The organism is Halomicronema hongdechloris C2206, assembly GCF_002075285.3.
GTDB classification, from domain to species: domain Bacteria; phylum Cyanobacteriota; class Cyanobacteriia; order Phormidesmidales; family Phormidesmidaceae; genus Halomicronema_B; species Halomicronema_B hongdechloris.
In genome coordinates, this window is record NZ_CP021983.2 from 4576090 (window position 1) to 4600171 (window position 24082).

Annotated in this window: 25 protein-coding genes and 2 tRNA genes; 17 read left to right on the forward strand and 10 right to left on the reverse strand. The window is 54.7% G+C overall.

All coding sequences use genetic code 11. The features are described from left to right. Positions 1 to 89: 89 nt before the first annotated feature. On the reverse strand, positions 90 to 905 hold the full coding sequence (locus XM38_RS20810; RefSeq protein WP_080805930.1) for a TIGR01548 family HAD-type hydrolase: 816 nt from the start codon (positions 903 to 905) through the stop codon (positions 90 to 92). Between the two features lie 129 nt (positions 906 to 1034). On the opposite strand from XM38_RS20810, the gene XM38_RS20815 reads away from it, so the two are divergent. Then, positions 1035 to 1349, forward strand: coding sequence for a 30S ribosomal protein PSRP-3 (locus XM38_RS20815; RefSeq protein WP_080805932.1), 315 nt, complete (start codon positions 1035 to 1037; stop codon positions 1347 to 1349). Here XM38_RS20815 and XM38_RS28005 read toward each other — a convergent pair. From XM38_RS28005 to XM38_RS20830, 3 genes are all read right to left on the reverse strand, one after another. Continuing rightward, positions 1265 to 1594, reverse strand: a complete 330-nt coding sequence (locus tag XM38_RS28005; RefSeq protein ID WP_088430934.1) for a DUF3122 domain-containing protein — start codon at positions 1592 to 1594, stop codon at positions 1265 to 1267. The genes XM38_RS20815 and XM38_RS28005 overlap by 85 nt on opposite strands. Positions 1595 to 1626: 32 nt before the next feature. Further along, positions 1627 to 2235, reverse strand: a complete 609-nt coding sequence (locus XM38_RS20825; protein ID WP_080805936.1) for a Tll0287-like domain-containing protein — start codon at positions 2233 to 2235, stop codon at positions 1627 to 1629. Positions 2236 to 2484: 249 nt separating this feature from the next. Then, positions 2485 to 3789, reverse strand: a complete 1305-nt coding sequence (locus XM38_RS20830) for an NAD(P)/FAD-dependent oxidoreductase (RefSeq protein ID WP_080805937.1) — start codon at positions 3787 to 3789, stop codon at positions 2485 to 2487. Between the two features lie 453 nt (positions 3790 to 4242). Here XM38_RS20830 and XM38_RS20835 point away from each other — a divergent pair, with 453 nt between their 5' ends. The 4 genes from XM38_RS20835 (at position 4243) to XM38_RS20850 (ending at position 6843) form a co-directional block, all read left to right on the forward strand. Beyond that, positions 4243 to 4461, forward strand: a complete 219-nt coding sequence (locus XM38_RS20835; RefSeq protein ID WP_080805939.1) for a YgaP family membrane protein — start codon at positions 4243 to 4245, stop codon at positions 4459 to 4461. Between the two features lie 63 nt (positions 4462 to 4524). Continuing rightward, positions 4525 to 5058 carry a cytochrome b6-f complex iron-sulfur subunit gene (petC, locus tag XM38_RS20840; RefSeq protein WP_080805940.1) on the forward strand — a complete coding sequence of 178 codons (534 nt, stop codon included), beginning with the start codon at positions 4525 to 4527 and terminating at the stop codon, positions 5056 to 5058. Between the two features lie 54 nt (positions 5059 to 5112). Next, on the forward strand, positions 5113 to 6312 hold the full coding sequence (locus tag XM38_RS20845) for a TRC40/GET3/ArsA family transport-energizing ATPase (RefSeq protein WP_080805942.1): 1200 nt from the start codon (positions 5113 to 5115) through the stop codon (positions 6310 to 6312). A 147-nt stretch (positions 6313 to 6459) separates the two neighbouring features. Next, positions 6460 to 6843 carry a rhodanese-like domain-containing protein gene (locus XM38_RS20850; RefSeq protein ID WP_080805944.1) on the forward strand — a complete coding sequence of 128 codons (384 nt, stop codon included), beginning with the start codon at positions 6460 to 6462 and terminating at the stop codon, positions 6841 to 6843. A gap of 213 nt (positions 6844 to 7056) precedes the next feature. Here the strand turns inward: XM38_RS20850 and atpC are convergent, their stop codons facing one another. From atpC to dnaK, 5 genes are all read right to left on the reverse strand, one after another. Further along, positions 7057 to 7467 carry an ATP synthase F1 subunit epsilon gene (gene atpC / locus XM38_RS20855; protein ID WP_088430936.1) on the reverse strand — a complete coding sequence of 137 codons (411 nt, stop codon included), beginning with the start codon at positions 7465 to 7467 and terminating at the stop codon, positions 7057 to 7059. A gap of 96 nt (positions 7468 to 7563) precedes the next feature. Beyond that, positions 7564 to 9018 (reverse strand): F0F1 ATP synthase subunit beta, encoded by a 1455-nt coding sequence (gene atpD, locus XM38_RS20860; RefSeq protein WP_080805947.1) that lies wholly within the window; start codon positions 9016 to 9018, stop codon positions 7564 to 7566. A gap of 121 nt (positions 9019 to 9139) precedes the next feature. Continuing rightward, a complete protein-coding gene (locus XM38_RS20865; RefSeq protein ID WP_080805949.1) occupies positions 9140 to 10114 on the reverse strand; it encodes a DnaJ C-terminal domain-containing protein in 975 nt (324 codons plus the stop codon). 83 nt (positions 10115 to 10197) lie between these two features. Then, positions 10198 to 10365, reverse strand: coding sequence for a hypothetical protein (locus tag XM38_RS26175; protein ID WP_187329489.1), 168 nt, complete (start codon positions 10363 to 10365; stop codon positions 10198 to 10200). A gap of 39 nt (positions 10366 to 10404) precedes the next feature. Continuing rightward, on the reverse strand, positions 10405 to 12567 hold the full coding sequence (gene dnaK, locus XM38_RS20870; RefSeq protein ID WP_088430938.1) for a molecular chaperone DnaK: 2163 nt from the start codon (positions 12565 to 12567) through the stop codon (positions 10405 to 10407). Positions 12568 to 13057: 490 nt separating this feature from the next. Between dnaK and XM38_RS20875 the strand changes: the two genes are divergently transcribed. The 10 genes from XM38_RS20875 (at position 13058) to XM38_RS26180 (ending at position 20675) form a co-directional block, all read left to right on the forward strand. Continuing rightward, a tRNA-Leu gene (locus tag XM38_RS20875) sits at positions 13058 to 13139 on the forward strand. A gap of 153 nt (positions 13140 to 13292) precedes the next feature. Further along, the gene (gene gshA, locus XM38_RS20880) at positions 13293 to 14441 is read left to right on the forward strand and encodes a glutamate--cysteine ligase (RefSeq protein WP_088431813.1); all 1149 of its coding nucleotides are present in this window, start codon (positions 13293 to 13295) and stop codon (positions 14439 to 14441) included. Between the two features lie 195 nt (positions 14442 to 14636). After that, positions 14637 to 15098, forward strand: coding sequence for a tRNA (cytidine(34)-2'-O)-methyltransferase (locus XM38_RS20885; protein WP_080805951.1), 462 nt, complete (start codon positions 14637 to 14639; stop codon positions 15096 to 15098). Between the two features lie 854 nt (positions 15099 to 15952). Further along, positions 15953 to 17743, forward strand: coding sequence for a peptidoglycan DD-metalloendopeptidase family protein (locus XM38_RS20890; protein WP_187329490.1), 1791 nt, complete (start codon positions 15953 to 15955; stop codon positions 17741 to 17743). 171 nt (positions 17744 to 17914) lie between these two features. Beyond that, positions 17915 to 17986, forward strand: a tRNA-Met gene (locus XM38_RS20895). Positions 17987 to 18234: 248 nt separating this feature from the next. Further along, positions 18235 to 18843, forward strand: a complete 609-nt coding sequence (locus XM38_RS20900; RefSeq protein WP_080805954.1) for a peroxiredoxin — start codon at positions 18235 to 18237, stop codon at positions 18841 to 18843. 197 nt (positions 18844 to 19040) lie between these two features. Beyond that, a complete protein-coding gene (locus XM38_RS20905) occupies positions 19041 to 19910 on the forward strand; it encodes a tetratricopeptide repeat protein (protein ID WP_080805956.1) in 870 nt (289 codons plus the stop codon). A gap of 126 nt (positions 19911 to 20036) precedes the next feature. Beyond that, entirely contained in the window at positions 20037 to 20276 is a 240-nt protein-coding gene (locus XM38_RS20910; protein ID WP_080805958.1) for a hypothetical protein, read from the forward strand. 5 nt (positions 20277 to 20281) lie between these two features. Continuing rightward, complete coding sequence (locus XM38_RS20915; RefSeq protein WP_080805959.1) at positions 20282 to 20518, forward strand: hypothetical protein; 237 nt, start codon at positions 20282 to 20284, stop codon at positions 20516 to 20518. Beyond that, positions 20508 to 20675 (forward strand): hypothetical protein, encoded by a 168-nt coding sequence (locus tag XM38_RS26180; protein ID WP_187329491.1) that lies wholly within the window; start codon positions 20508 to 20510, stop codon positions 20673 to 20675. Before XM38_RS20915 ends, XM38_RS26180 begins: the two co-directional genes overlap by 11 nt. Positions 20676 to 20727: 52 nt before the next feature. On the opposite strand, the gene XM38_RS20920 is transcribed toward XM38_RS26180, so the two are convergent. Continuing rightward, the gene (locus XM38_RS20920; protein WP_187329492.1) at positions 20728 to 21063 is read right to left on the reverse strand and encodes a DUF6444 domain-containing protein; all 336 of its coding nucleotides are present in this window, start codon (positions 21061 to 21063) and stop codon (positions 20728 to 20730) included. Positions 21064 to 21392: 329 nt separating this feature from the next. On the opposite strand from XM38_RS20920, the gene XM38_RS20925 reads away from it, so the two are divergent. Both XM38_RS20925 and XM38_RS20930 read left to right on the forward strand, forming a co-directional pair. Continuing rightward, entirely contained in the window at positions 21393 to 22214 is an 822-nt protein-coding gene (locus XM38_RS20925; RefSeq protein ID WP_088430940.1) for a hypothetical protein, read from the forward strand. A gap of 729 nt (positions 22215 to 22943) precedes the next feature. Continuing rightward, entirely contained in the window at positions 22944 to 23927 is a 984-nt protein-coding gene (locus XM38_RS20930; protein ID WP_080805963.1) for an RNA polymerase sigma factor, RpoD/SigA family, read from the forward strand. Positions 23928 to 24082: the final 155 nt, after the last annotated feature.

Sequence of the window (24082 nt, forward strand, 5' to 3'; positions counted from 1 at the left end):
GCTGCGGGGGATGAGTCAGCCAGCACTGCCCCGGCAATCAGCGCTGCAAGTCATGGGTCCTCTAGGGCAGAGTCTAGAGTTAGAAGGCGTTATGACCGGGATGGTTGGGCCAGTAGGTGGTCGATCATGGCCGGGGTCAGGGCTGGCACCGATGACAGCACGGCGGCGGCGCCAGCCCTCTCTAGGGCCTGGCCATAGCTGTCCTGATAGGTAGGGGGCTGGGCCTGAACATGGGGAGGCAGTGTGCCTATTCCCCACCAAGAACGCTCGGGGGCTGCTTGACGAGCTCGCACCACTGTATGCATGTCAGCGACGGTATCACCGACATAGAGGACTGCCGTGGTGGCATCTGGGGTCAGCTGCTTGACAACGGCTATCAGACCGGTGGGGTCAGGTTTGTCAGGCGCGTCCCCCATGGCCACTAGAATTGGCTGCTCGAGCCCCAGCCGTCTCTCGAGGACGTAAGCGGCAGAGCCTCGAGTCGCGCCACTAAAAAATCCCCAGCCAATACCAGCCGCTGTCAGCTGCTCAAAGTACTCTCGATCGACTAGCATCGCCTCTTGGGTGATGTAGCCACTCCAGCGGTCAACAGGGTTCATATCAGGCCCAAAATAGCGACTCTGGAAGAAATGCACCAGGGCGGCGAAGTCCAAATCGATGGTCTCCCGAGACTGTCCTTGGGTTTCGAAGTGGCGATAGATCAGCTCGCGGGAGGCCTGCCAATCATTGTTCCAGATACCTTCTTGCTTGAGTCGGTCAATAGCCTCTGGTGGAGGTCGATAGCCCTGGGTGTAGTGTTCGACGGTATCGGCAATGGCTCGTCGGTAGGATTGGCTCACATCTCGGAGCACACCGTCAATGTCGAACACAACGATGGCGTTTGGCTGAGCAGCGACTAGGTTCATGGGCCCAGGAGCAGGATACTGACTGTACTCAATGGCTAGGGATATCTGAACAGGTCTCCACGCTGACGTTTTGTGGTCGGATAAAGTATGATATCCTGAAAGACTGTAGTTTTGTAAGATGGGGGCGCTGTGGAGGTCTCATTATCGTCGCGATTCATTCTCAAAGTGCTTTGGCTAGAAAAAGATGTCGCCATAGCCGTTGACCAAGTAGTGGGCAAGGGGACGAGTCCGCTGACCTCTTATTTTTTCTGGCCTCGCAATGATGCTTGGGAACAAATCAAAACGGAATTAGAGAAGAAGCCCTGGATCGAGGAAGAAGAGCGGATTGAGCTCTTAAACCGAGCTACTGAAATTATTAACTACTGGCAGGAAGAAGGGAAAGGGAAATCCATGGGTGAAGCCCAGGCTCGGTTTCCTGACGTCGCTTTTACGGGTAGTTCGTGACGACTCCTGGTTGAGGGATTCCACATAAGGGCCATCCACCAAAATATCCAAATAACCTGCCAGCGATCGCCCTGTTGGTCTTGCACGGTCTGCCGAGATTGGTAGACGACCTGTGCGGGGGCTTCTTCGAGTTGCCGAATCGCGGCTAGGGCAGGGGAGGCAGGGGCCACAGCGCACAGGACGCAGAATCCCAACAGTACCGTTGCGGCCAACCCAGCAACCATTTTGCGAATGGGATGTCTCATAGTGCTCCTATGGGATGTTTCGATGCGCCTTCCTAAGATTCTGAAAGGGCCCCTTCTAATGCCTGTTTCACATCGGGAATAAACACGGCATACATACCGCGCAAGTCCCCCACCTGAAAGTCATAGGCAAGATCTTGTGGGTAGTTATCCTTGACAAACTGAGGGCGATCGCCCTGAGCCCCGTGGCAGGCGAGACAACTGGCTTCAACATTAATGCGACGGTAATAGCGCGTTCCGTCCTGACCATTCAGGGTTTCTCGCTCCCAAAAGCCCGTCAGCTCAGGATCTTGTTCAAACTTGGCCAGCGCCCTTTTGTCATGGAACGTATCGGGGGCGTGGGCTGGGTTGCGATACTTGCTGGCAATTTGTTTGACCCGCCAACCATTGTCTTGGCTCAATTGCTTCGCTCGCATACCCACGGGTTTGCAAACCTCTTTCATCGTTTGTAGCGTAGGCGCTTCTGTGGTTCCCTCTAAGCTGGATGCCAGCCCCGATCGCATCGCGTCTAAATACTCAATTTCTTCAACGGCCTTTGCCAAATCTGCCGGATTCGTTTGGGCATAGGCAGGTGAGAGAAAGCTTACTGAAATACCCAACACCACCAGCAGAGTCATTAAGCAGGCACTGAACAGATTCAACATGAAATCCTCCAAGGGAATGCTCCATCAAGCTGCACTTACGGTTCATTCTGAGCTTGAAAGTTGACAGGCCAGTAGATGGCACGTCTTTGTGATTTTGTCGGTCTGGGACTCAGTTGCACGCAGGTAGCGCACTTATAGCTCTGGCCACTTTGCTTAGGACACCTGGTGACGTTATCCCTGTCGTTAGACAAGCAAAGTGGCTCGCAGTCGCGTCCTAACCGGACTAGCAACTGCTATGCCTCAGTCAGTTCACACCCGAGCCAGCGCTTGAATGTCCTCCGGTAATACAGATTTGAACAACTTCAATTTAAAGAGCGCGCGTAACCCCAGCTTTTCGAACCAGGGCATGCCCACACCGTAGCGCATCTTCAGCATGAAATATTTCTCAAAGGCGGCCTTCGCCCAAACCACCCAGGGACCTCGCACGGCATAGGACGATCGCCGCTGCCCGGTCTCTGGATCGGGGATTACTGGGGCGGCAATGTAGGCAATCCCGGTGTCGCCAAACTCTGCAAAACAGAGGGCATCCAGGGTGGGAATTTGCAGGGGTGCCTGAATCACACCCAGGTCAACGGCAATATTGTGAGCCGCCGCCGTGGCCATCGCTTCGCTCATTTGGCCACTCTTGGGCAGACCAATCGGAATGTCTGTCTGATCGGGTTGCGGCAACTCGACGCTGACCCCAACCGCATAAATGTTAGGAAAGTTGGGATGACGCTGGGTAGGCAGCACCGGGATAAAGCCCCTCTCATCCCCTAAACCGGGAACATCCTGAACAAACTGCACGCCTCGGAAGGCGGGGAGAATCATGGCGTACTTAAACGGCAGCGTCTGACCGTTAGCCAGAATCATCTTCTCTGCCTCGACGGCTGTAATGGTCATATTGTCAATCACCTCAATGCCCCGCTCCTGCATCAACTGAGCGGTGAGTGCCTGGGCGTTTTTCACACCGGAGACACCCAAATGCCCGACATAGGGTTCTGGTGTCACATAGGTGATCGGCACCTGGTCACGCAATCCGCGACGGCGCAGTTCTCGCTCCGCCATGAAGGCAAACTCGTAGGCCGGACCAAAGCAGCCTGCACCAGGGACTGCCCCCACCACCAACGGACCTGGATTGTCTAGAAACTGGAGCCATGCCTGTCTCGCTTCTATCGCATGATCGGGGGTGCAAACGGACTGAGTGTATCCCCCTTGAGGCCCTAAGCCTGGAATGAGATCAAAGGCCAGGGAGGCGCCAGTCGCAATCATGGCATAGTCGTAATCAATCGTTTTCTCGTCTGCGACGGTAATACGCCGGTTCGGGATATCGAGGGCGGTCACACCTCCCGAAACCCAGTTCAGTCCATGACGCTGAGCAAGGGTTTCCAGGTCGAGTTGAATGTGTTCTAAAGGCTTAAGGTCGAGGGCAACTTGGATCAGCCCTGGGATAAAGGTGAAATTGGGCTCATGGGAAATCAGGGTCACCGTGTAGTCTCGGGGCAAGAGATGGCGCAGTTCATAGGCCGCAGGCAGCCCTCCCAGACCCGCTCCAATCACCGCAATATTAGGCATTTGCTATCCATCCTCCGATTCAAAGCAGTTAAAACAGCAGCCAACCTTTTACAATTTTGCTTGATTAAACTACTATCTAGTTATATAATCATTTATGTTTATGAGAAACGCAATATTTCTCATGGTTACGACATATAACTTGACGATATGTCAACCCAACAGCGGCTTATGTACCACTTCAGCAAAACAATCTGTGGTTCTTATGAGGATGCGATCGCCCTGGTCACCGAAGCTCTCAAAGTAGGTGGACCCGCTGATCATGTTTCTCATGATTCATAGCCCCAGAGCGAAGGAAATTGCCCTGGATGCCAGCCAAAAGATGCAGACCGTAATGGAGCGACTGCCGAGTGTGGTTCCTGCCGCTGCTTGAAACTCTAATCCCACTATTGCGCTGGGGGCCAAACGCCGCCCCAGATTCAACAACACTTGTAATTCACTTAGGAGGTCAACCTCATGACTAACAACGTTGGAATGCTGGATCGCATGATTCGCTTCATGCTAGCGGGTGTACTGCTCTACCTAGGCACGAGCGTATATTCTGGCTCGGCTTTGGGCATTGGCTTGGATGTGATCGGAGCGATCGCAGCGCTGACTGGCTTATTTGGTTTCTGTGCGCTTTACAGTCTGCTGAGGATTAATACCCGCAAGGCAGACCAAACGCCACAAGCCTAGATGTCACTATTCTGGGGCGATCAAGTGCGATCGCCCCCAAATTACAGGAGGTCGATCAGAGTTATGTATTATACCATTCCATTTGAAAGCCCATCGATGTCACGGCGGCAATTGCTGAACTTCCTGACGGGTGCTGCGGTGGCGGCTACCGTAGGTTCAGCCCTATATCCTGCCGCTAAATTCTTGGTGCCGCCCTCAGAGGTGAGTGAAGGCGGGGGTACTCTGGCGAAAGATCAACACGGCACCCCGATTCCCGCCAGTCAACTCTTAGCCGAACCCCCCGGAACTCGGGCGTTGATTGCCGGACTCGCCAGCGAGCCCACCTATCTCACCGTTAAAGACGATGGCACGTTAGAGCCTATAGGCATCGTCAATAACTGCACTCACCTGGGCTGCACCTTTCCGTGGAATCCCCTGGATCAGCAGTTTCAATGTCCATGTCACGGCTCGCGCTACACGCCAGATGGGGTTGTGGTGCGGGGACCGGCTAATCTGCCGCTGAAGCTTGCGCATGTGGCTGTGAAGGATGACGCCATTTGGCTGTATCCCTGGACGGAGACTGACCCTCGCACAGGCGAACCGCCCTGGTGGGTTTAGCCTTGATGGCTTAATCGTGTCAATAACGACTTGCAAAGAAGAGGTATTTTATCAATGCGCATCATTTTAATGACCGGAAAAGGTGGGGTCGGTAAAACCTCGGTTGCTGCGGCCACAGCACTACGTGCAGCAGAACTGGGGTATCGCACCCTAGTCTTGAGTACCGACCCAGCCCATTCGCTGGCAGACAGCTTTGATCGGGAATTGGCGCATGATCCGAAACCGATTCGACCGAATCTGTGGGGAGCGGAGCTGGATGCATTGAGAGAAATGGAGCAAAACTGGGGAGCAGTACGACGCTACATTACAGACGTGCTCCAGGCCCAGGGAATGGATGGGGTGCAAGCGGAAGAGCTTTCAGTTCTACCTGGGATGGATGAAATTTTTGCGCTAGTGCGCATGAAGCGCCATTGCCATGCGGGCGATTTTGATGTCTTGATTGTAGACTCAGCCCCTACAGGCACTGCGCTACGGTTGCTGAGCTTGCCAGAAATTTCTGGCTGGTATGTGCGCCGCTTCTATAAACCCTTCCAGGGTATGGCCAATACGCTAAGTCCGGTATTTGAACCGATTTTCAAGCGGGTCACCGGCTTCTCGCTGCCCAATCGCGAGGTGATGGATGCCCCTTACGAGTTCTACGAACAAATTGAAGCACTGGAACGAGTCCTAACTGATAACGCTCAAACCACCGTTCGATTAGTCACCAACCCTGAAAAAATGGTGATTAAAGAGTCACTCCGAGCTCATGCTTATTTGAGTCTGTACAACGTGGCCACTGACCTGGTAATTGCCAATCGCATCATTCCTGAGCAGGTGAGCGATCCCTTTTTCGCCCGCTGGAAAGAGATGCAGCAGCAGTATCGCCAGGAAATTCAGGAGAACTTTCAGCCTCTGCCCATCAAAGAAGTGCCACTTTACAGTGAAGAACTCTGTGGTTTGAAGGCACTGGAGCATCTGAAGGAAAACCTCTATGGCAATGAAGATCCCACCCAGGTTTATTACCGGGAGACTACGATCCAGGTGATTCAGCAGTCTGAGGGCTACCATCTAGAAGTTTATCTCCCCAATATCCCCAAGGCGCAAATCCATTTGCACAAGACGGGGGATGAACTCAATATTCGGATTGGCAATCATCGTCGCAATCTGGTGCTCCCTCAGGCGTTAGCGACTTTGCAACCGGCAGGAGCCAAACTAGAAGGCGATCATCTGAGGGTTCGATTTGCAACAGATGCTTCAATGCTGCCGGCTGCATAGGGATGATGAACGATTACCTATCGGCCACTTGATTGAGTCTGGCAGTTCACAGCAGTTCTCAGTCAATCATGATGCCAATCGGAAATTAATTCCTCCAGTCCCAGCGTTCTCGCGATCGCCTATTTTCCAACATGAGAAAGGTTTGTCATGGCATCTATCTCTTCAACTCAGTCAAACGTCATTGATCTATCCCCAGCAGAATGGGTTCAATCCTCCAAACCTTTGCGACTGCTCGATGTCAGGAGTCGTTTTGAATACACCTTATTTCATGCACCCAACGCTATCAACCTGAGCTTGCCGCGCATTCTGATGGCTCCGGTGCCGTTGCTACGTAACTGGGCACTGCCGAAGTGGTTTTGGGATCTCTCTAAAGATGAACCGATCGCTATTATCTGCCTGACGGCTCACCGCAGTCCGATCGCAGCTCAAATCCTGGCTAATGTAGGCTTCACCCAAGTGTTTAATGTCACGGGCGGCATGATGGCTTGGCGAAAAGCGGGATTACCTGTCTGTAAAGGCCATTCGGCCTAGCGCCTCCGACCTATTAGTGTCATCTTAGTGTCATCCAGCCCACTCCTTGATGGGGCGTAGCCAGCGATTGGGATAGAATTGGGGGCAATTACATGGGTCGCCGAGCCGAAGGGGCGTTAGCGGCGCAGCTGAATGCCCAGACAGTTGGAACGAAGGTCGCCTGTGAAAGAACCCATGGAGGCCATGCTGTCCGCCCTCTCCTTGGAGATTGGGCTATTCCAGTAGGCCGCCAGCTGCCTGCAGTCGGGCCCGAGCCCGCTTCAACGTCTGCTTGGCTTGGATCGCCCCTTGACGATTATTGGGAGGAACCTGGCCAATGGCGGCTTGAGCGTCTTCATAGGCTGAGCGAGCGGCATCTTTATCGATGCTCTCGCCGCGCTCGGCACCGTTGACAAGAATGGTCACCTCATCATTCTCGACTTCAGCAAACCCTCCCATCAATGCGATCGCAACCCACTCCTTATCGGAGCGCAGCCGCATCACGCCCACATCTAGGGCCGTTAACAGTGGTGCGTGCCCACTGAGAATACCAAGCTGCCCTGTGGTACTCGGCAGAATCACCTCTGCTGCCGACGAATCCCAAACCGTTTTGTCGGGCGCAACCACCCGCACTGTCAATGCCATAGCTGCCTTAAACCACTGCTTGAACGTTTAGAATACCGAGCCTTGCAATATCCCCGGGCAACTGACACTCTCGTCAGCCACCCGCGCTGCTAATCGTTAGCCTTCGGCTTTGACCTTCTCGGCCGCCTCTAGAACCATATCGATGTTGCCCTTCAAGTAGAAGCACTGCTCAGGCACATCGTCCAGCTCGCCATTCAAGATCATCTGGAAGCCTTTGATATTCTCTTCCAGAGAGACATACTGACCAGTCAACCCGGTAAAGACCTCGGCTACAAAGAAGGGCTGAGATAGAAATCGCTCAATCTTACGCGCCCGAGCCACCGTCAGCCGGTCGTCTTCAGACAATTCGTCCAAGCCCAGGATGGCGATGATATCCTGCAACTCTTTGTAGCGCTGCAACGTGGATTGCACCGCCCGAGCGGTTTGATAGTGCTCATCCCCCACCACACTGGGCTGGAGCATCGTAGAGGTAGAGTCTAGGGGATCTACCGCTGGATAAATGCCCTTAGACGCCAGGGCCCGCGACAATACCGTGGTGGCATCCAGGTGGGCAAAGGTGGTGGCTGGAGCCGGGTCGGTCAAGTCGTCGGCCGGCACATAGACGGCTTGGATCGAGGTAATGGAGCCTTCTGTGGTAGAGGTAATGCGCTCCTGCAGGTCTCCCATCTCCGTGCCCAAGGTGGGCTGATAGCCCACAGCCGAGGGCATCCGGCCTAGCAGCGCCGACACCTCAGACCCTGCTTGCACAAATCGGAAAATATTGTCAATGAACAGCAGCACATCCTGCTTATTGACATCCCGGAAGTACTCAGCCATGGTCAGCGCCGACAGGCCCACCCGCATGCGAGCACCAGGGGGCTCGTTCATCTGACCATAGACCAGAGCCACCTTAGACTGGCTCAGGTCTTCAGAGTTAATCACACCAGACTCGATGAATTCGTTATAGAGGTCATTCCCCTCCCGGGTGCGCTCACCCACACCGCCAAACACCGAGACGCCGCCATGCTCTTTGGCAATGTTATTGATCAGCTCCTGAATCAACACCGTCTTGCCGACACCGGCGCCACCAAACAGACCAACTTTACCGCCACGGCGATAGGGGGCCAGCAGATCGATCACCTTAATGCCGGTTTCAAAGACTGACGGCTGCGTCTCTAACTCGGTCATCTTGGGGGCCGGCCGGTGGATCGGCGACGTGTTGTCGAGATTGACGGGCCCCTTCTCATCTACGGGTTCACCCAGGACATTGAAGATGCGACCCAGGGTAGGCGTCCCCACCGGCACGCTGATGGGAGCACCGGTGTCTACCACTTCCATGCCGCGCACCATGCCCTCGGTAGAGCTCATGGCAACAGCCCGTACCTGGGAGTCTCCCAGCAGCTGTTGCACCTCACAGGTAACTGAAATCTCTTTCCCGGTAGGATTGGTGCCCGTGATGCTGAGGGCGTTGTAAATCTGGGGGAGCGCTCCGCCGGGAAACTTCACGTCTACAACGGGGCCAATGACTTGAGTAATGTAGCCGATATTCGTTTTCTCTGCAGTGGTGACCATGCTTGCGCCTATCTCGTGATCAGCTGTTGCGGCGGCTTCCTTAAGACAGTCTTAGGTTCCAAAGCGCCATCCTAAAGCTTATCACTGAAATGTTCCTTAACGATCCCAATCTGTCATCCAGTCATACCGGCAAGTCGGCTCGAGGATCAAAGGTTTCGATGGCTCGCAGTTCTTCATAGAGGGCTTTCTCCCGATCGCTCAGGTAGCTAGGCACCCCGATCCGGACCACCACAATCTGATCCCCGCGCCGCTGCTGGCCCACGGGATAGCCTTTACCCGCCATGCGCAGGCGCTGCCCCGGCTGAACTCCAGCGGGAATAGTCATGCGTACGGGGCCATCCAAAGTGGGCACTTCAATCACGCCGCCCAGGACTGCTTCGCTGGGGGTTAGGGGCAAACGGCAGACGATATCATCTCCCTGCAACGTGAAGAAGGGATGGGGCTCCACTTCAATCCGCAAATAGAGATTGCCACCGCCAATGCCTTGCCCTTTGAGCCGAATCCGGTGTCCGGTAATCATCCCGGGGGGCATATCCACTTCTAAGGAGCGGCCATCTTCTAAGCGAATGCGCTCCCGACCGCCGGCATAGGCCTTTTCCAGGGGGACGGTGAGATTTGCTTCGGCGTCGCGACGACCAGGACGACTACTGGCTACTGTGTAGGCTGTCTTACGCTTACCCGGGCGATAGGGATCCCGTTCTGGCACCTGGCTGCCATTGCTGCCCCCATTGTCGCGATGGCGATTCAGCAGTTGGTCAACGAAATTATCGAAGTCCCGAAATTCGGCAAAGTCAACATCATCCAAGGGAACGCGGCTACTGCGCCCAGCCGCAGACCTATTGCGGCCGAAGGGATTGCTGAATCCCTTCTGTTTCCAAAAGCGACTGAACTCTTCATACTGGGCTCGCTTATCGCTGTCCGAGAGCACTTCATAGGCTTCTCCCAGCAGCTTGAATTGCTCCTCTGCGGTTTTATCCCCCGGATTCATATCCGGATGGTATTGCCGAGCTAAACGACGGTAGGCCCGCTTAATATCTTCCAGCGGCGCATCTCTGGCAACTCCCAGAATCTCGTAATAGTTCCGAAAGTTCTGCATGAATCGTGGCTATTTGACAATGAATAGATTGAACCAAATCAGGAGGGGGCCATCTCCTAGGGCCATGGCGGAGACGGCTGCCCCTAGAACCATTCATCCTCATCACCCCAGTCTTCGTCATCGTAGCGCCTGGGAGGAGCATTATCGGGAGAGGCCGGTTGAGACCGTGGCGGCCCATTGCCCCGATCCTGGGGGGGCTGTCGCCTGGGAGGACGTCCGCCTCGCCGGGAAGCAGCCGGCGGATACTCCATCTTCAGGCCGGTTGTCGTAAGGGGGAGTACTGCGGTCGTCTAGATAATCCTTCCCATACCTGGTTGCGATCCCAATTGTCGCTCGCTGGTGGTTCGGGGGGGATAGGGGTCCCGCGGCTGGGGCCGACGAGGGCGACGCTGATTTGCGGCATGATCCCAATCTCTTCCCCAGGCAGCGGCCGGGGCCCGGCGCGGGGCGGGTGCTCCGTAGTCAGGCCGATTGTCGTAACGGGGAGGACGGCGGTCGTCTAACCAATCGTCTTCCCAACCTAGGTTGCGATCCCAATTGTCGCGATAGCTGGGGGCTGGTTCTGGTTCTGGCTCGCCGCGAAAGGTGCGACGCAGGGTGCCACCGATTTGCCCCAGTAGATCGCCCTCGTCTTCGTCTTCATAGAGATAGGCTTCTCGGTTCAGGTCATACAATTCGTCTTGCAGGTCGGCTTGGGCAATATCAATGCCCCGCTCATCGGCTTGGGCTAGGTAATCGCGCAGTTCCTGAATCAGACTTTCAATGCGGCGGCGGCGGTCGCGGGCGAATTGCATGCCGAAGTCTAGGGCCACTTCTCGCAGTAGCCGCTCGGCCTGATAAGTCAGGGCTTCGGCCCGGTTGCGTTTTTCTACCCGTTCCCGCTGCAACCGATCGGTTTCGGCGAATTCTTCTGCCTCTCGAATCATCTGTTGCACATCGGCCTCCGATAGATTCGAGGCCCCCTGCACGGTCAGCACCTGCTCTCGCCCGGTGGTTTTATCCATGGCGGACACTTGCAAAATGCCGTTGGCATCGATGTCGAAGGCGACGGTGATCTGGGGCACCCCTCGCGGCGCCGGGGGAATGCCCATGAGCTTAAAACGTCCCAGGGACTTGTTGTCGCGGACCATCTCCCGCTCTCCTTGCAAGACATGGATCTCGACGGCGGTTTGATTATTCTCGGAGGTGGAGAAGACGTCGGCGCGCCGCACCGGAATGGTGGTGTTGCGGGGGATTAGTTTCTTCATCACCCCGCCGATGGTCTCTAGGCCTAAGGATAGGGGAGTCACATCTAGCAGCAGGATGTCTTGCAGATCCCGGGTGAGAATGCCGGCTTGGATGGCTGCCCCCACGGCAACCACTTCGTCGGGGTTGACGTTTTGGTTGGGCTCTAGATTAATTTGCGATCGCACCAAATCCTGCACCATGGGCATACGGCTGCCACCGCCCACCAAGACCACTTCATCGATCTGGCTGGGGGAGACCCCGGCATCGGCAAAGGCCCGCTTCAAGGGTCCCCGCAGGCGACTGAGCAAATCGCCGCACATGCCCTCAAACTGGGCTCGAGTCAATCGGGTCTCCAGGTGTTTGGGACCATCCTCAGTCGCGGTAATGAAGGGCAAATTAATCTCGGTGACAGTCACCCCAGACAGCTCAATCTTGGCCTTCTCAGCGGCCTCCGTCAGGCGTTGCAGGGCCTGGCGATCCCGTCGCAGGTCAATGCCTTCCTGCTCTAAGAATAAATCCGCTAACCAATCGACGATCCGCTGGTCAAAGTTCACCCCGCCCAGTTGATCATCGCCAGCGGTAGCCCGCACCTCAAAGACACCGTCGCCCACGTCTAATAGGGAGACATCGAAGGTGCCACCGCCTAAATCAAACACCATGATGGTTTGACTGTAGGATTGCTCCAAACCATAGGCCAAAGAAGCAGCCGTGGGCTCATTTAGGATTCGCTTCACCTCTAGCCCGGCAATGCGCCCGGCATCCCGAGTCGCTTGGCGTTGAGCATCATTAAAGTAGGCTGGCACCGTAATCACGGCCCCCGTCACCGGCTGTCCCAAATAGCGACTGGCTTCATCCGCCAACTTACGCAGAATCATGGCGGAGAGCTCTTCCGGCGCAAAACTCTTTTCCAATCGCGGACAGTCCAAGCGAATCCCACCGGATTCCTGCCGCCGAATGGTATAAGGGACCTGCTTCAGCTCTGGTGGGAGTTCGGCATACCGCCGTCCCATGAAGCGTTTGACCCCGTAGAAGGTATTCTGTGGATTCAACACCGTTTGTCGCCGGGCCATTTGACCCACCAATCTCTCTCCTTCCTTGCTGAAGGCAACTACGGACGGGGTGGTGCGCATCCCCTCGGCATTGGCAATGACAATAGGCTTCCCCCCTTCCATCACCGCTACAACTGAGTTGGTGGTGCCCAGGTCAATGCCGACTACTTTACCCATCCGTCTTGGTCTCTCCTCGTGTGTCCGACGTGTGCGCTACATCCTAGCGCCCTACTCACCCTGTTGACTCAGAGTCTGTTCCCACAGTGGCCAAGCTATGACCGCACCTCAGGACGACAAGTAGAAGCAGCATGACGCGATAGGATAGACACTTTTCTTAATAATAAAGCCTGGTATCCTAGCTAGGCTTCGATTCTATAGCAACCGCCACAAAGCTTTGTAGGACCATGGCTAGCGTGCTCCTGAGTGTGAAGCTGCCACAGAGGCATCCTGTCCTCAGCCATCTGGCCAGTACTACGCCTATATCTATTACATCTATTACGCCTATATATATAGTAGAACCGGCTACAGGGCGGTATATAGTGCAACTGGCTGTATCGGGGATGACTTCCCCGCGGTCCTTAATGGCAATCCAGGGCAGGCTCAGGCACTTTCTTGGGGCCCAGAGCAAGACGATGGCAGAATTTATTGCTACAATACAGAGCCGAACGCGGATGTGGCGGAATTGGTAGACGCGCTAGATTTAGGTTCTAGTGCCTTCGGGCGTGAAGGTTCAAGTCCTTTCATCCGCATCATCACAGTTGTTATCCAGTCTCTTGCCGGCTGTGGCAAGGGAGATGGGCGCTCGCCAGATCATCTCTAAGCTATCTCTGCAGACGAGAGAGCATCGGCGATGGACCACGCCTCGATACTATAGAGACAACACTCTCTCATTGAGGCGATTTGTGCTGCTCTCCAAAGGCTTTGAAGTCGAACTCTACACAGGTACCCCGGCAGGCAACATTGTGGGCTTGTCAGATCGGATCGTGGCCGATCTGAATGGATTTGTCCGTGAACCCGATAGTCGCAATGTTGAATACACTACTCCCCCCCTGCGTCGTTATGAGCAGCTCTTATGCGAATTAGTCAGACCCCGTCAGCAGCTGCGCGCCTACCTAAAGCAGTTGGGGAACTACACGCTGATTCCTGGCAGCAGCTTGGCCCTAGGAGATACCCACCGATTCTATCGGTCTGACCCTGATAATCCTTACCACACCTATATTGAGCACACCTATGGCACCAAGGTTGTCACCGCCAGTGTGCATATCAACATTGGCATTGCGAATCCCGAGTTGCTAATGCAAGCTTGCCGTTTAGTGCGAGTGGAAGCGCCCCTCTACTTAGCCTTGACGGCCTCATCTCCTTTCTTAGGGGGGCAGATCACAGGGGCTCATTCTAGCCGTTGGCGCGTCTTCCCGAAAACACCGCCCCAAGTGCCTCTGTTTGAAAGCCATCAGCACCATATTCAGTGGACAGAACACCAGCTAGAGCAGGGGTCTATGCAAAATGTGCGCCACCTATGGCTATCGGTGCGCCCCAACGGCGATCGCCGTCCCTATTGCCTGAATCGTCTCGAGTTGCGGATCTGTGACTTAGTCAGTGATCCGGTTCAGCTGTTGGCGGTGACGGCGTTACTGGAAGCTCGGCTGTTGCAATTGTTCCAGGATCCCAGTCTCGATCCGCTGGAGTCGAGCCAATTAGCGGCCCACACTCGGGCTGACGAGCTCTTGCAGCTGACAGATGCCAATGAGATCGCCGTGGCCGATCAGAGTCTGGAGGCCCAACTGCGGCACTGGCGTGATGGTAGCCCCATCTTGGCCGCCGATTGGCTGCAGCAACTCTATGATCAGGTCTGGCCCACGGCTAAGGCCTACGGCATCAGCTGCTTTCTGGTGCCCCTGAAAAAAATTCTGCGCCAGGGCAACGAGGCCCAGCTGTGGTTACGCCAAGCCCAGACTGCTAGTGTCTCTCAGGTGGTGGTACAGGCCATTGACACCATGCGGCGTCAGGAAGAGGGCCTGAGCGACGATATCTGTGAACCGAAGGTTGCCTAAGGGGGGATGGGGCTGCCAATGGATGTTGAGCTTGTGGCCACGTGGCAGGCACTAGGCTTGACATCAGTGGCTCGCCTGGATTAGCGGCCCCGATCGGTTGTCGGGATCACCGATATATTAAAAAATTCTATAGCTCCGTCGCTATCCTGAGCGGTCGGCTGGTAGTTAAGGAGCCAGTGTGCTAAAGAAGCGTGTATGCCTCGGGTCGTGTTAGTAAATCCGCAGATTCCGCCCAATACTGGCAATATTGCCCGAACCTGTGCCGCCATGGCTCAGGAATTGCATTTAATCAAGCCCTTGGGCTTTGAATTGAGTGATCGCTACTTGAAACGAGCGGGTCTGGACTATTGGCCCCATGTCAGCCTCAAGGTCCATGAGGATTGGGACAGTTTCGCCCATCACCGGGACCAGCGCGGCGGCCGCTGGATTGGCTTTAGTACTTCAGGAGAGCAGAGCTATATCACTTTTGAATTTCACCAGGATGATTGGCTATTATTCGGGGCGGAGACGACGGGGTTATCTAGGACGGTGCTGGCTCGGTGCGATCGCACCCTACATATTCCGATGATTCAACCCCAGGTTCGCAGTCTCAATCTCTCCGTTAGTGTCACCATTGGCCTGTTTGAGGCCCTACGTCAGCTGAACCAGATCCAGTAACCGCGCACCGACTCGAGGCCAGACATCCAGCCGAGTCTCCATGATTTTGAATTGAATTGGCTCTATCACTGCAACGTTGAACAGCGACTCAATTGATAAGCAATCCTGACCGCATCTTATCCCAGCTCAGCAACTCCTTCCTCTCCAGAGAAGACCTGCCCATAAAATTGGTTGCCGAGACTACGAAACAGGCGATTTTTCAATAAGGATTTTCTATGGAACCATCCCCGCTATCACCGGGTAGTCTATTTTCTCTTGACAGGAGATTCCCCCGGGTTAAAACCTTCGATGAAGTGCTCCTCGACCAGATGCTGATTCAATCATTTTGACGCCATAATGCCCTGAGACAACTAGCGTAAGGGTTGAAGCGCATGTCTTGACACTGTCAAAGATTAGACATTTTTATGGCGATGAAAAGTTGGACTTAAAAAATCCCTGAGTTAGTAAAGTCCACCAGAGCTTTTATCGGCTTTTATCGTTGACCTATGCATCAAGGCGAATAATTGAATTTTATGGGCACTCATGTAAAGGTTGCCTAAGTTGCTAAGGCTAGGGTAATGTTACCTAGTCAAGGCCAATCTCCGGTGGAAAACCACCATGCTCGATGTTTCACACCGCATCCTTCGGCATACGTCATCGTTAGCCTCAAGGTGGGTCGGTGTTGTGGAAACAGTTGAACGCTGGTCTAAGGAGGTCGTTCCTTGAAACGAGCATTTTCGCAGGAGCCTACGTCGAATCCTGATTCATCCTCGATGGATAGGACTAGGCCAGGGCTTACAGGAGGCTGTTCTAGAGTGCGCCAATCCGCTGCTGTGTTAGGTTTAGCACTCTCTGTCGGTGCCTCTGGAACGTTGATGCCCCGTTCTACGGAAGCTCTAGCGGCAACTCTGCCCGCAGAGTATTCGGCGGCAGCTCTAGGGACTAGCGCGCCAGATGCAACAGCATCGTCCCCGACGCTTTCTCAGCAGGCCGTCTATCACACCGTTGAAGCAGGCGAGAGCCTTTGGCATATCGCTCACCTACACCAGGTAGATGTCAAGGCACTGAAGCAAGCCAATAGTATGGCTCCTGACCATACGTTACAGGTAGGTCAGGTGTTGCGAGTCCCCGTAGAAGCAGCCTCCCCTGAGGCGGCAGCGGTGGAATCGCCAGTTCATTTGGCAGTTCAGTTACCCGATAGCGCTGCCAGCAGCAGCGTTAAATTGTCTGTGGGAGGTAGCGTCGAAGCGGCTCCGGTAGAATCAGCCTCGGCCCCAACCACTGCTACTATTGCCATGGCAGAGGCCGAGGCAGCCACTGCATCGTCTGACGCTTCCATGCCTGCTGGTCAGCAGACCATGGCTTCCCTGGTTAGCCGTCAGCAGTCCGCCACTAAGCCAGCAGAAGCTCCTGGGGGTGCAGCCGCTGAACCAGCGGCTGTGGATCAAGCGGGGACCCTCACGTCTGACTCGACCGTTGAGGCTCATCCTGAGGAGCGTTCAGGCTCCTCTGAGGTAGCGGCCTATCGGGTTCAGGCAGGCGATACCTTGTCTCACATTGCCTCTAAGCAAGGTGTTTCGAAAGACATGCTGGCTCGAGCCAATGGCTTGAGTGACCCAGACAAGATTGTGGTGGGAGACACCCTGCATCTGCCTGAGTCAGAGACACTGCCTGCCAGGTCAGCCGCAGCCCCTCCAGAAGCCAGTCAACCCCGCTCGGCCGAGATAGCTGCAATCCCTGCATCCCAGCTCACCATCGACGCTGCTGTCCCTGCACCTGGTAGCACTGCCCAGCTGGGACAGAGTCATTCTCGGCAGGCACCCGGGCACCTGGTATCTCCAGTGACAGCGGCTGTAGAAGAGGGCACCTTAGAGCAGACTACAGGGCCGGAAACCCCGAGCCAGTTACCGAGATCGGTGACGCTGTCGACAGATTCTTCGTCGACAGATGCCTCTGTGGCCAACTTGCTGGCAGAGGTGCGATCGCTACAGCAATCAGACACTAAAGAGGTCATCGCGGCCCATCCTGGCCAACAAGTCACGGAGCAGTCGGCAACTGAACCGTCTACAGCCGGTAGCAACCACGCCGTCATTGAAGAAAAAGACGTCGTTTCCTCTCCGTCTGAACGGCCATTAGGCGTAGCTGAACGGGAGTTACTCGCGGCGGCGCCCCTCGGTTCCGAAATCTACGCTCCCATTAACCGCTCCTCGGTGGGACGCCAGGTTTCTCCAGATATGCCCCTACTGCCAGGGCCAGAAGAATACCTGCCGGAGGCTCCCAATCGGTTTGACGGCTACACCTGGCCCGCTCGAGGCACATTGACCTCCGGCTATGGCTGGCGCTGGGGCCGTATGCACCGAGGCATTGATGTGGCTGGCCCCGTGGGCACTCCCATCGTGGCTGCGGCAGATGGCACAGTAGAGCGAGCTGGCTGGAACTCCGGTGGCTACGGCAATCTGGTGGATATTCGTCATCCTGACGGCAGTATGACTCGCTATGCCCACAATAGCCGCCTATTGGTGCGAACTGGGCAACAGGTGCGGCAAGGGCAACAGATTGCTGAAATGGGGAGTACCGGCCGTAGCACCGGCCCTCACCTGCACTTTGAGATCCATCTGCCAGGGCAGGGTACGGTGAACCCAATTGCCCATCTCCCGTCCCGCTAAGGCTATTGGCGACTTGAGCAAGGCACATTCATTCGGGGTCTTGCTCAAGTTTTAGCCCCATCAACTGAATGGGCTGTTAACGCACCGATTGATTTCGTGATATCCTTCTAGAGTTGTCAAAAATCGGCAGTTGTCAAAAATCGGCGGTGGCTTTTGCCGTTAGGCAACTATGGCTCAGTAGCTCAGCGGTAGAGCAGGGGACTCATAAGCCCTTGGTCGCGTGTTCAAATCACGCCTGAGCCATCCTACAGCATTGGTTAGCTAGCCTAAGACCCTGCCAATCCATTAACTACCCGTTGGGTTGGATCTGTAGCACTGAGATTCCAGGAGTATAGTGGGATCTTCAGAGAGTTGAGCCGCTCAATGAGTGGTACTTTAAAGCGGTTGGACCGTGATACAGTCGTAACGTTGCGCCGCGATCAGCTGGTGCCACCTTCGACAGCTGATATGTCGAGTAAGCTGCGACAGTATCTTTGTAGGAGACCGAGTTCATGACGTCCCAGACTGAAGGCTGCCTCCGAGTTGGTCAAGCTGCACCTGACTTTACGGCAACCGCCGTTGTCGATCAGGAGTTCAAGACCATTAAGCTGTCTGATTATCGGGGCAAGTATGTGGTGCTGTTCTTCTATCCTCTAGATTTCACCTTTGTCTGTCCAACTGAAATCACGGCGTTTAGCGACCGATACGGTGAATTCAAGGAGCTCAACACCGAAATACTGGGAGTTTCTGTCGATAGTGAGTTTTCCCATCTTGCCTGGATTCAAACCGACCGTAAGATGGGAGGAGTGGGTGATTTGAACTATCCCCTGGTGTCAGACATCAAAAAAGACATCAGCACTGCTTACAATGTGCTAGATCCTGATGCTGGAGTGGCTTTGCGGGGCCTCTTCCTCATCGATAAGGACGGCGTCATTCAACACGCTACCGTCAATAATCTGTCCTTTGGCCGTAACGTGGATGAAACCCTACGGGTTTTGCAGGCCATTCAATATGTGCAAAGCCACCCGGATGAGGTCTGTCCTGCTGGTTGGCAACCCGGCGACAAGACCATGACCCCCGATCCGGTCAAGTCTAAGGAGTTTTTTGCCTCCGTGCAGTAAACGCCAGTTGTCCAGGCACTGTAATTCATCCATCTACCTGCCGCCGAGTTGATTGAGGAGTGAGTGTTTGAGATCGGCAAGGGTGTCATGGCTGTGACAGCCTTGCCAAGGGATGGGGTGAAATGACCCCCGATTGTCGGACACAAGGCTAAGAGCAGTATCCTTGTTCCACGAAAGGGGGCACCTATGATGCGGCGGTGGCGATTAACCCGGACGACCACGAAGCGCTCTACAACAAAGGCTTGGTGCTAGCTGAATTAGGGCGCTATGAGGAGGCGATCGCCGTCTATGACGTCGCCCTGGCAATTAACCCGGATTGTCAACTCGCGATTAACAATAAGCAGACTGCCCTCGAAGCTCTATCAAGCCAGGGGCATGAAGCTAACGCCAATGCTTTTTGGAAATCATTGGCCGTTGGTGGCAATCGCTGCGTCGCCCCTAAAATTGATCACGCCTACAGCATCGACGGTCTACTGCACCAGGCACAAGTCGCCATCAACAACGCCCTCAACCACGAGCAAATTCTCACCACCCTCAGCGACTTTGGCTACACCGCCGATCGCATCCAGCAGGGCAAGGCCCTCTACGCCGCGGCTCTCAACGCCCAAGCCACCCAGCAACGGAAGGCAGGAGCGCAACGATCCGCCACCGCCGAGCTGGAGGCCAACCGCGCCGTGGCCAACGCCACCTACATGCGCCTGCTCAAGATCGCTCGCGTCGCCTTTAGGGGGGATGTTGGCATTGCCACCCAGCTAAGCCTGAACGGCCAGCGTAAGCGCCCCCTGGCCGGTTGGCTGGCCCAGGCCAACCAGTTCTACACCAACGCCCTGGCCAATGCCGCTGTGCTAGAGGGCTTCAGCGCCTTTGGCATCACCGCCGACAAGCTCCAGGCCGGCCTCGCCCAGGTTCAGGCCGTGGCCGCTAGCAACCTCAGCCAAGAGCGAGAAAAAGGCGAGGCCAAGCCGCCACCCAGGCCCGCGACGCCGCTCTGGATGCCCTGCAAGGCTGGCTCAGCGACTATCTGGCCATTGCCAAAGTCGCCCTGGAAGACAATCGGCAGCTGCTAGAGGCCCTAGGCGTGTTGCAGCGAGCCTAGCTCAAAGGGCGATCGCACCCCAGGGGCACCACCGACCTTCCTTAACACCTTTAACCAGAAGCCCGGTTTTCAAAAACTGGGCTTCTCTCTCTACAAAATGAGCAGCAAATTTGAACTCATCGGCGGCCTGACCGATATCGAAGTGATTGCGGTCAACTTATCGATCCGGGAGTTACAGCGGCTTAAAGATGCATTTGGTGGGCGGCGATGGCGAAAGCTCAAGGGTGTGGGACTGGTTCGGTTCCCAAATGGAGAAGTGCGTCGGGCTGAAGTTCACTGGTATGAAGCCCACGGAATTGGTCGGCGTAAAATGAAAGTTAAGCGTGTCTTGGATTAGGGCCGATGAACTCATCTGATGCCAATGTGCAATTTGCTATCTGTGTCTCCGGTGAAGCGGATGGAGACATCGAAGCGTGGAAGGTTTATCGAGTGCTGCCAGATGAAAATGCTGACGCCGTTGGGTGTCTGCGGATCATTGACGAATCAGGTGAAGATTATCTGTATACGAAGGAGCAGTTCGTTTTTGTGGACTTGCCGGAAGAAGCGCGATCGCAGTTGTTAGCGGCGATTGCCCAGTAGCTTCCCGTTTCTGTCTGGGGGCGATCGCACCCCCACCTTTCCCGTTGTCTCCAAAGACCAACTCTACGAGTTTCTCGCCACCTGCCAACAAGATGAAGTTGAAGCCAAGCCAGAATTTCACAATCTATTGAGATCTGCTGTATCTGAAAAGCCCTGATTCTTAGATGAGGCCCTAATATGTCAAAACAAATACCCAGGGATGGAGAAATTCATATTACCCCAACACTTAGCAGATGAGCCGCCTCGACCGGATAAAAGCCAAATCCTTTGGCTGGGCCGCGATGCCCCTTCTTTCCTTGGGCTCCTTGTGAGCGCTTAGACTCGCGGCGCTTGCTCGATGATGGCTCTTCTGGTTTCGCTTGGCGCTGACTCAAGGTATCGCTGGAGGGGGGACGGGATGAATTTCTCGAATTTTGCTTGAGTTGCTCTTCAATGTGCGCAAGACGCTCACTCAACACCATCACCACGGCTTGCACACTGGCAGGGGTTGCATCCCAATCGGCTTTGGGAATTTCAATTCCGGCAATGGTGATGGTTTCGCTCATGGTCTACACGTTAACCGATTCAGAGTGCTCAAATTCCGATTTCTTCGTTAAGCTCTGAAACAGATACGTTATAAGCTAGGGTGAAGGACTCTGGTGGCTGGGGCTCAAGCCTGAACCGTAATTAAGATTTACGCTCTAGGTTTAAAGACTGGCTTAGGTCAGTGCCGCTGTTAGATGCTGGTTAAAGCTTAGAGGCTAGTTGAAGGCTGCAACCAGTGGTTTGATGGCAGCTGCTGGGGGCATTAATCCAACCTCAACCTCGGCTTTCAGGTAAGTTGACTGAGGTAAAGGTGGCCGGAAACGGGTTGCTATCGCCAGAGGAGTGAATCATGACTGCTGAAGAGCCAAGGCATTCAGAATCAGATGCTGCTGAGGAAGAGGCTGCAGCATCCGTTCCAGAGCCGCTAACCCTAAGGGAGGCTTCCTCTGCTAATAATAGCCAGAATAGTCAGGCTAACGGTGATCGGTCCGTTGCTGAAGCTTCGCACCGCCAACGATGGCAGCGTGGGTTAGAGTGGGCTAGTGGCGGTTGGCAGACTCTGTGTCAGTCTCTCCAAACTGGCCTGCCGCGGGGTGTTCGTCGCTGGTTGCCTATGCTGGTTCGCAGCCGCTTGTGGTTAGGGAGCTTAGTGGTGCTGGGGATACTAGTCGTGATGGTTAGCTCATTCAATACTTCCAACACGTCGTCGGAGCAAGTAGCCAAGCGCGATGCTCCCTCTACCCAGGCCAAGCCAGCCTCTACTCCGGAGAAGCCTGAAGCTATGGCAATGATGCCTGACCCTCAGCTCATTGCTGATATCCAGGCTCAAGTGGCCGATATTACGGCCACCTATGCTGAGGATCTGATTCAGTCGGTGCAGGCAGAATTTGCTAACGGGGTTCTCACAATTCATATCAGCGATGACTGGTATACCCTGATGCGATCGCAACAAACCCGCCTCAGCCAAGATCTGCTACAGCGAGCCCAGGAGCTATCTTTTTCGAAGCTGTATCTGCGAGATCCCCAGGGGAACTTGGTGGCCCGCAGTCCAGTCATTGGATCTAATATGGTGATTTTGCAGCGAGATTCCCCGCCGATCGATGAACCCACCGCTAGCTATTTATTTCGCATCAAAGTAGGAGACGACACTGAAATTAGCTGGCCCCAGTAGGGATAGACGCCTGCTACGGCTCCGTAACCCCTAAGGAGACAACGATACCCATTGATCCGATAGCAGTTGGCCGGCAAGTGAATGCGTCGAGGTATGCAGATGGGCCGTGGCAGCTACTCTCCATAGCAGTCCCCTAGATGTTCATAGCTTATTCATCCAGTTGTCATTTCATCTTCAGACTCAGCGGTAATAGTAGAGACAACTTGGGCAGGATAGATATACGAGCGTTGTTTATGACGTCACCGGCAGTACGGCTATCCCTATGGAAGACCGCCCTGGAGAATCCCATTGCTGCCGGCACAATGAAGAGTGTGTGGAGGAGCCTAAAAGAGTGCTGGGATGCCCCAATTGTTGTTAGTGAATCTAATAGGAATGATTAGAGGAAATTGAGTGCCATCACTTTACGCAACATTTAAGTTGTTATAGTATGTAAACGTGAACTCATAACGGATCCGATTTGCGGCCAATTTCCTCAACGGCCACCAATTGGTGTCATTCACTCCAGCAGTAGACGACCTAGCGCCTCAGCCATTGAGTCGGCAATGCTAGTGCAGGCAGCTTAAAGCAGTAATTCGTGCAGGTTATCGCTGTTGCCTTCCCCCAAAGCGCCACGTGTGACTAACGGGGGTTTTGTTATCTGAATTCGTTGCTGGTTCAAAGCCTGCATCTCCTTGTCTATTCTAATCGCGAACTATCGAGCAGATTTGTCAGCGGAGGCGAATCATCCCCATGCCAAAGACCAAAACCCGTAACTCCAACGCTCAACCCTTATTTACAGCCGATGCCGTGCGCAGTTACCTGCATGAGATCGGTCGTGTTCCTCTGCTGACCCATGAGCAAGAGATTGTTCTAGGCAAGCAAGTGCAGCAAATGATGACTCTGCTGGATACTAAAGAGGCTCTCGAAGACCGTCTAGATCGAGAGCCTACCCCGGCAGAGTGGGCTGAGGCGGCAGACATTCCAGAGGCAGAGCTGAAGACTAAGTTGCGTCAAGGGCAACGGGCTAAGCGCAAAATGATTGAGGCCAATTTGCGCTTGGTCGTCGCCATTGCCAAGAAGTATCAGAAACGGAATCTAGAATTCCTGGACTTGATTCAGGAAGGCACCCTGGGGCTAGAGCGAGGAGTAGAAAAATTTGATCCCACGAAAGGGTATAAATTTTCTACCTATGCCTACTGGTGGATTCGCCAAGCCATTACTCGGGCCATTGCCCAACAGGCACGCACTATTCGGTTGCCCATTCACATCACCGAAAAGCTGAACAAGATCAAGCGAATCCAGCGGGAACTCTCTCAGAGTCTGGGGCGTAGCCCTAACGCGATCGAGATTGCCGACGCCTTAGAGCTAGAGCCCAAGCAGGTGCGTGATTACCTGCTGATGGCGCGTCAGCCCATCTCCTTGGATGTGCGCATTGGTGATAACCAAGACACAGAACTGCAAGAGCTACTGGAGGACGATAGCGTGTCTCCAGAAAACTATACGGTGCAGGAGTCCCTCAAACAGGATATTCGTGACCTGCTTGCAGAACTAACCCCCCAGCAAAAGGAAGTGATTACCCTGCGCTATGGCCTCGAAGATGGCAACGAATTATCTCTGGCCAAGGTGGGCCATCGCATGAACATCAGTCGGGAACGAGTGCGTCAACTCGAACAACAGGCTCTCAAGCATCTGCGTCGGCGCAAGGCAGACGTGCGTAGTTACCTAGCTAGCTAAGTATAGATGCCTAGGGGATGGGTTTCTCTATTGTTATGTCTCTGTCAGCGAATCTGCGGGGCGTCCTCCAGCGACGCCCCGTTTCTGATGATAAGCGAGCTTGTCCTCCCCCAAATGTGTTCGGTAACCCCCCCTTCAGGGAAACGAGCTAGACC

Bases quoted from the DNA above. Each gene is read 5' to 3' on its own strand.
- XM38_RS20810 (WP_080805930.1), bottom strand. From the start codon at position 905: ATGAACCTAGTCGCTGCTCAGCCAAACGCCATCGTTGTGTTCGACATT.
- XM38_RS28005 (WP_088430934.1), bottom strand. From the start codon at position 1,594: ATGAGACATCCCATTCGCAAAATGGTTGCTGGGTTGGCCGCAACGGTA.
- XM38_RS20825 (WP_080805936.1), bottom strand. From the start codon at position 2,235: ATGTTGAATCTGTTCAGTGCCTGCTTAATGACTCTGCTGGTGGTGTTG.
- XM38_RS20830 (WP_080805937.1), bottom strand. From the start codon at position 3,789: ATGCCTAATATTGCGGTGATTGGAGCGGGTCTGGGAGGGCTGCCTGCG.
- XM38_RS20835 (WP_080805939.1), top strand. From the start codon at position 4,243: ATGACTAACAACGTTGGAATGCTGGATCGCATGATTCGCTTCATGCTA.
- petC (WP_080805940.1), top strand. From the start codon at position 4,525: ATGTATTATACCATTCCATTTGAAAGCCCATCGATGTCACGGCGGCAA.
- XM38_RS20845 (WP_080805942.1), top strand. From the start codon at position 5,113: ATGCGCATCATTTTAATGACCGGAAAAGGTGGGGTCGGTAAAACCTCG.
- XM38_RS20850 (WP_080805944.1), top strand. From the start codon at position 6,460: ATGGCATCTATCTCTTCAACTCAGTCAAACGTCATTGATCTATCCCCA.
- atpC (WP_088430936.1), bottom strand. From the start codon at position 7,467: ATGGCATTGACAGTGCGGGTGGTTGCGCCCGACAAAACGGTTTGGGAT.
- atpD (WP_080805947.1), bottom strand. From the start codon at position 9,018: ATGGTCACCACTGCAGAGAAAACGAATATCGGCTACATTACTCAAGTC.
- XM38_RS20865 (WP_080805949.1), bottom strand. From the start codon at position 10,114: ATGCAGAACTTTCGGAACTATTACGAGATTCTGGGAGTTGCCAGAGAT.
- XM38_RS26175 (WP_187329489.1), bottom strand. From the start codon at position 10,365: ATGGAGTATCCGCCGGCTGCTTCCCGGCGAGGCGGACGTCCTCCCAGG.
- dnaK (WP_088430938.1), bottom strand. From the start codon at position 12,567: ATGGGTAAAGTAGTCGGCATTGACCTGGGCACCACCAACTCAGTTGTA.
- XM38_RS20885 (WP_080805951.1), top strand. From the start codon at position 14,637: ATGCCTCGGGTCGTGTTAGTAAATCCGCAGATTCCGCCCAATACTGGC.
- XM38_RS20890 (WP_187329490.1), top strand. From the start codon at position 15,953: ATGCCCCGTTCTACGGAAGCTCTAGCGGCAACTCTGCCCGCAGAGTAT.
- XM38_RS20900 (WP_080805954.1), top strand. From the start codon at position 18,235: ATGACGTCCCAGACTGAAGGCTGCCTCCGAGTTGGTCAAGCTGCACCT.
- XM38_RS20910 (WP_080805958.1), top strand. From the start codon at position 20,037: ATGAGCAGCAAATTTGAACTCATCGGCGGCCTGACCGATATCGAAGTG.
- XM38_RS20915 (WP_080805959.1), top strand. From the start codon at position 20,282: ATGAACTCATCTGATGCCAATGTGCAATTTGCTATCTGTGTCTCCGGT.
- XM38_RS20920 (WP_187329492.1), bottom strand. From the start codon at position 21,063: ATGAGCGAAACCATCACCATTGCCGGAATTGAAATTCCCAAAGCCGAT.
- XM38_RS20925 (WP_088430940.1), top strand. From the start codon at position 21,393: ATGACTGCTGAAGAGCCAAGGCATTCAGAATCAGATGCTGCTGAGGAA.
- XM38_RS20930 (WP_080805963.1), top strand. From the start codon at position 22,944: ATGCCAAAGACCAAAACCCGTAACTCCAACGCTCAACCCTTATTTACA.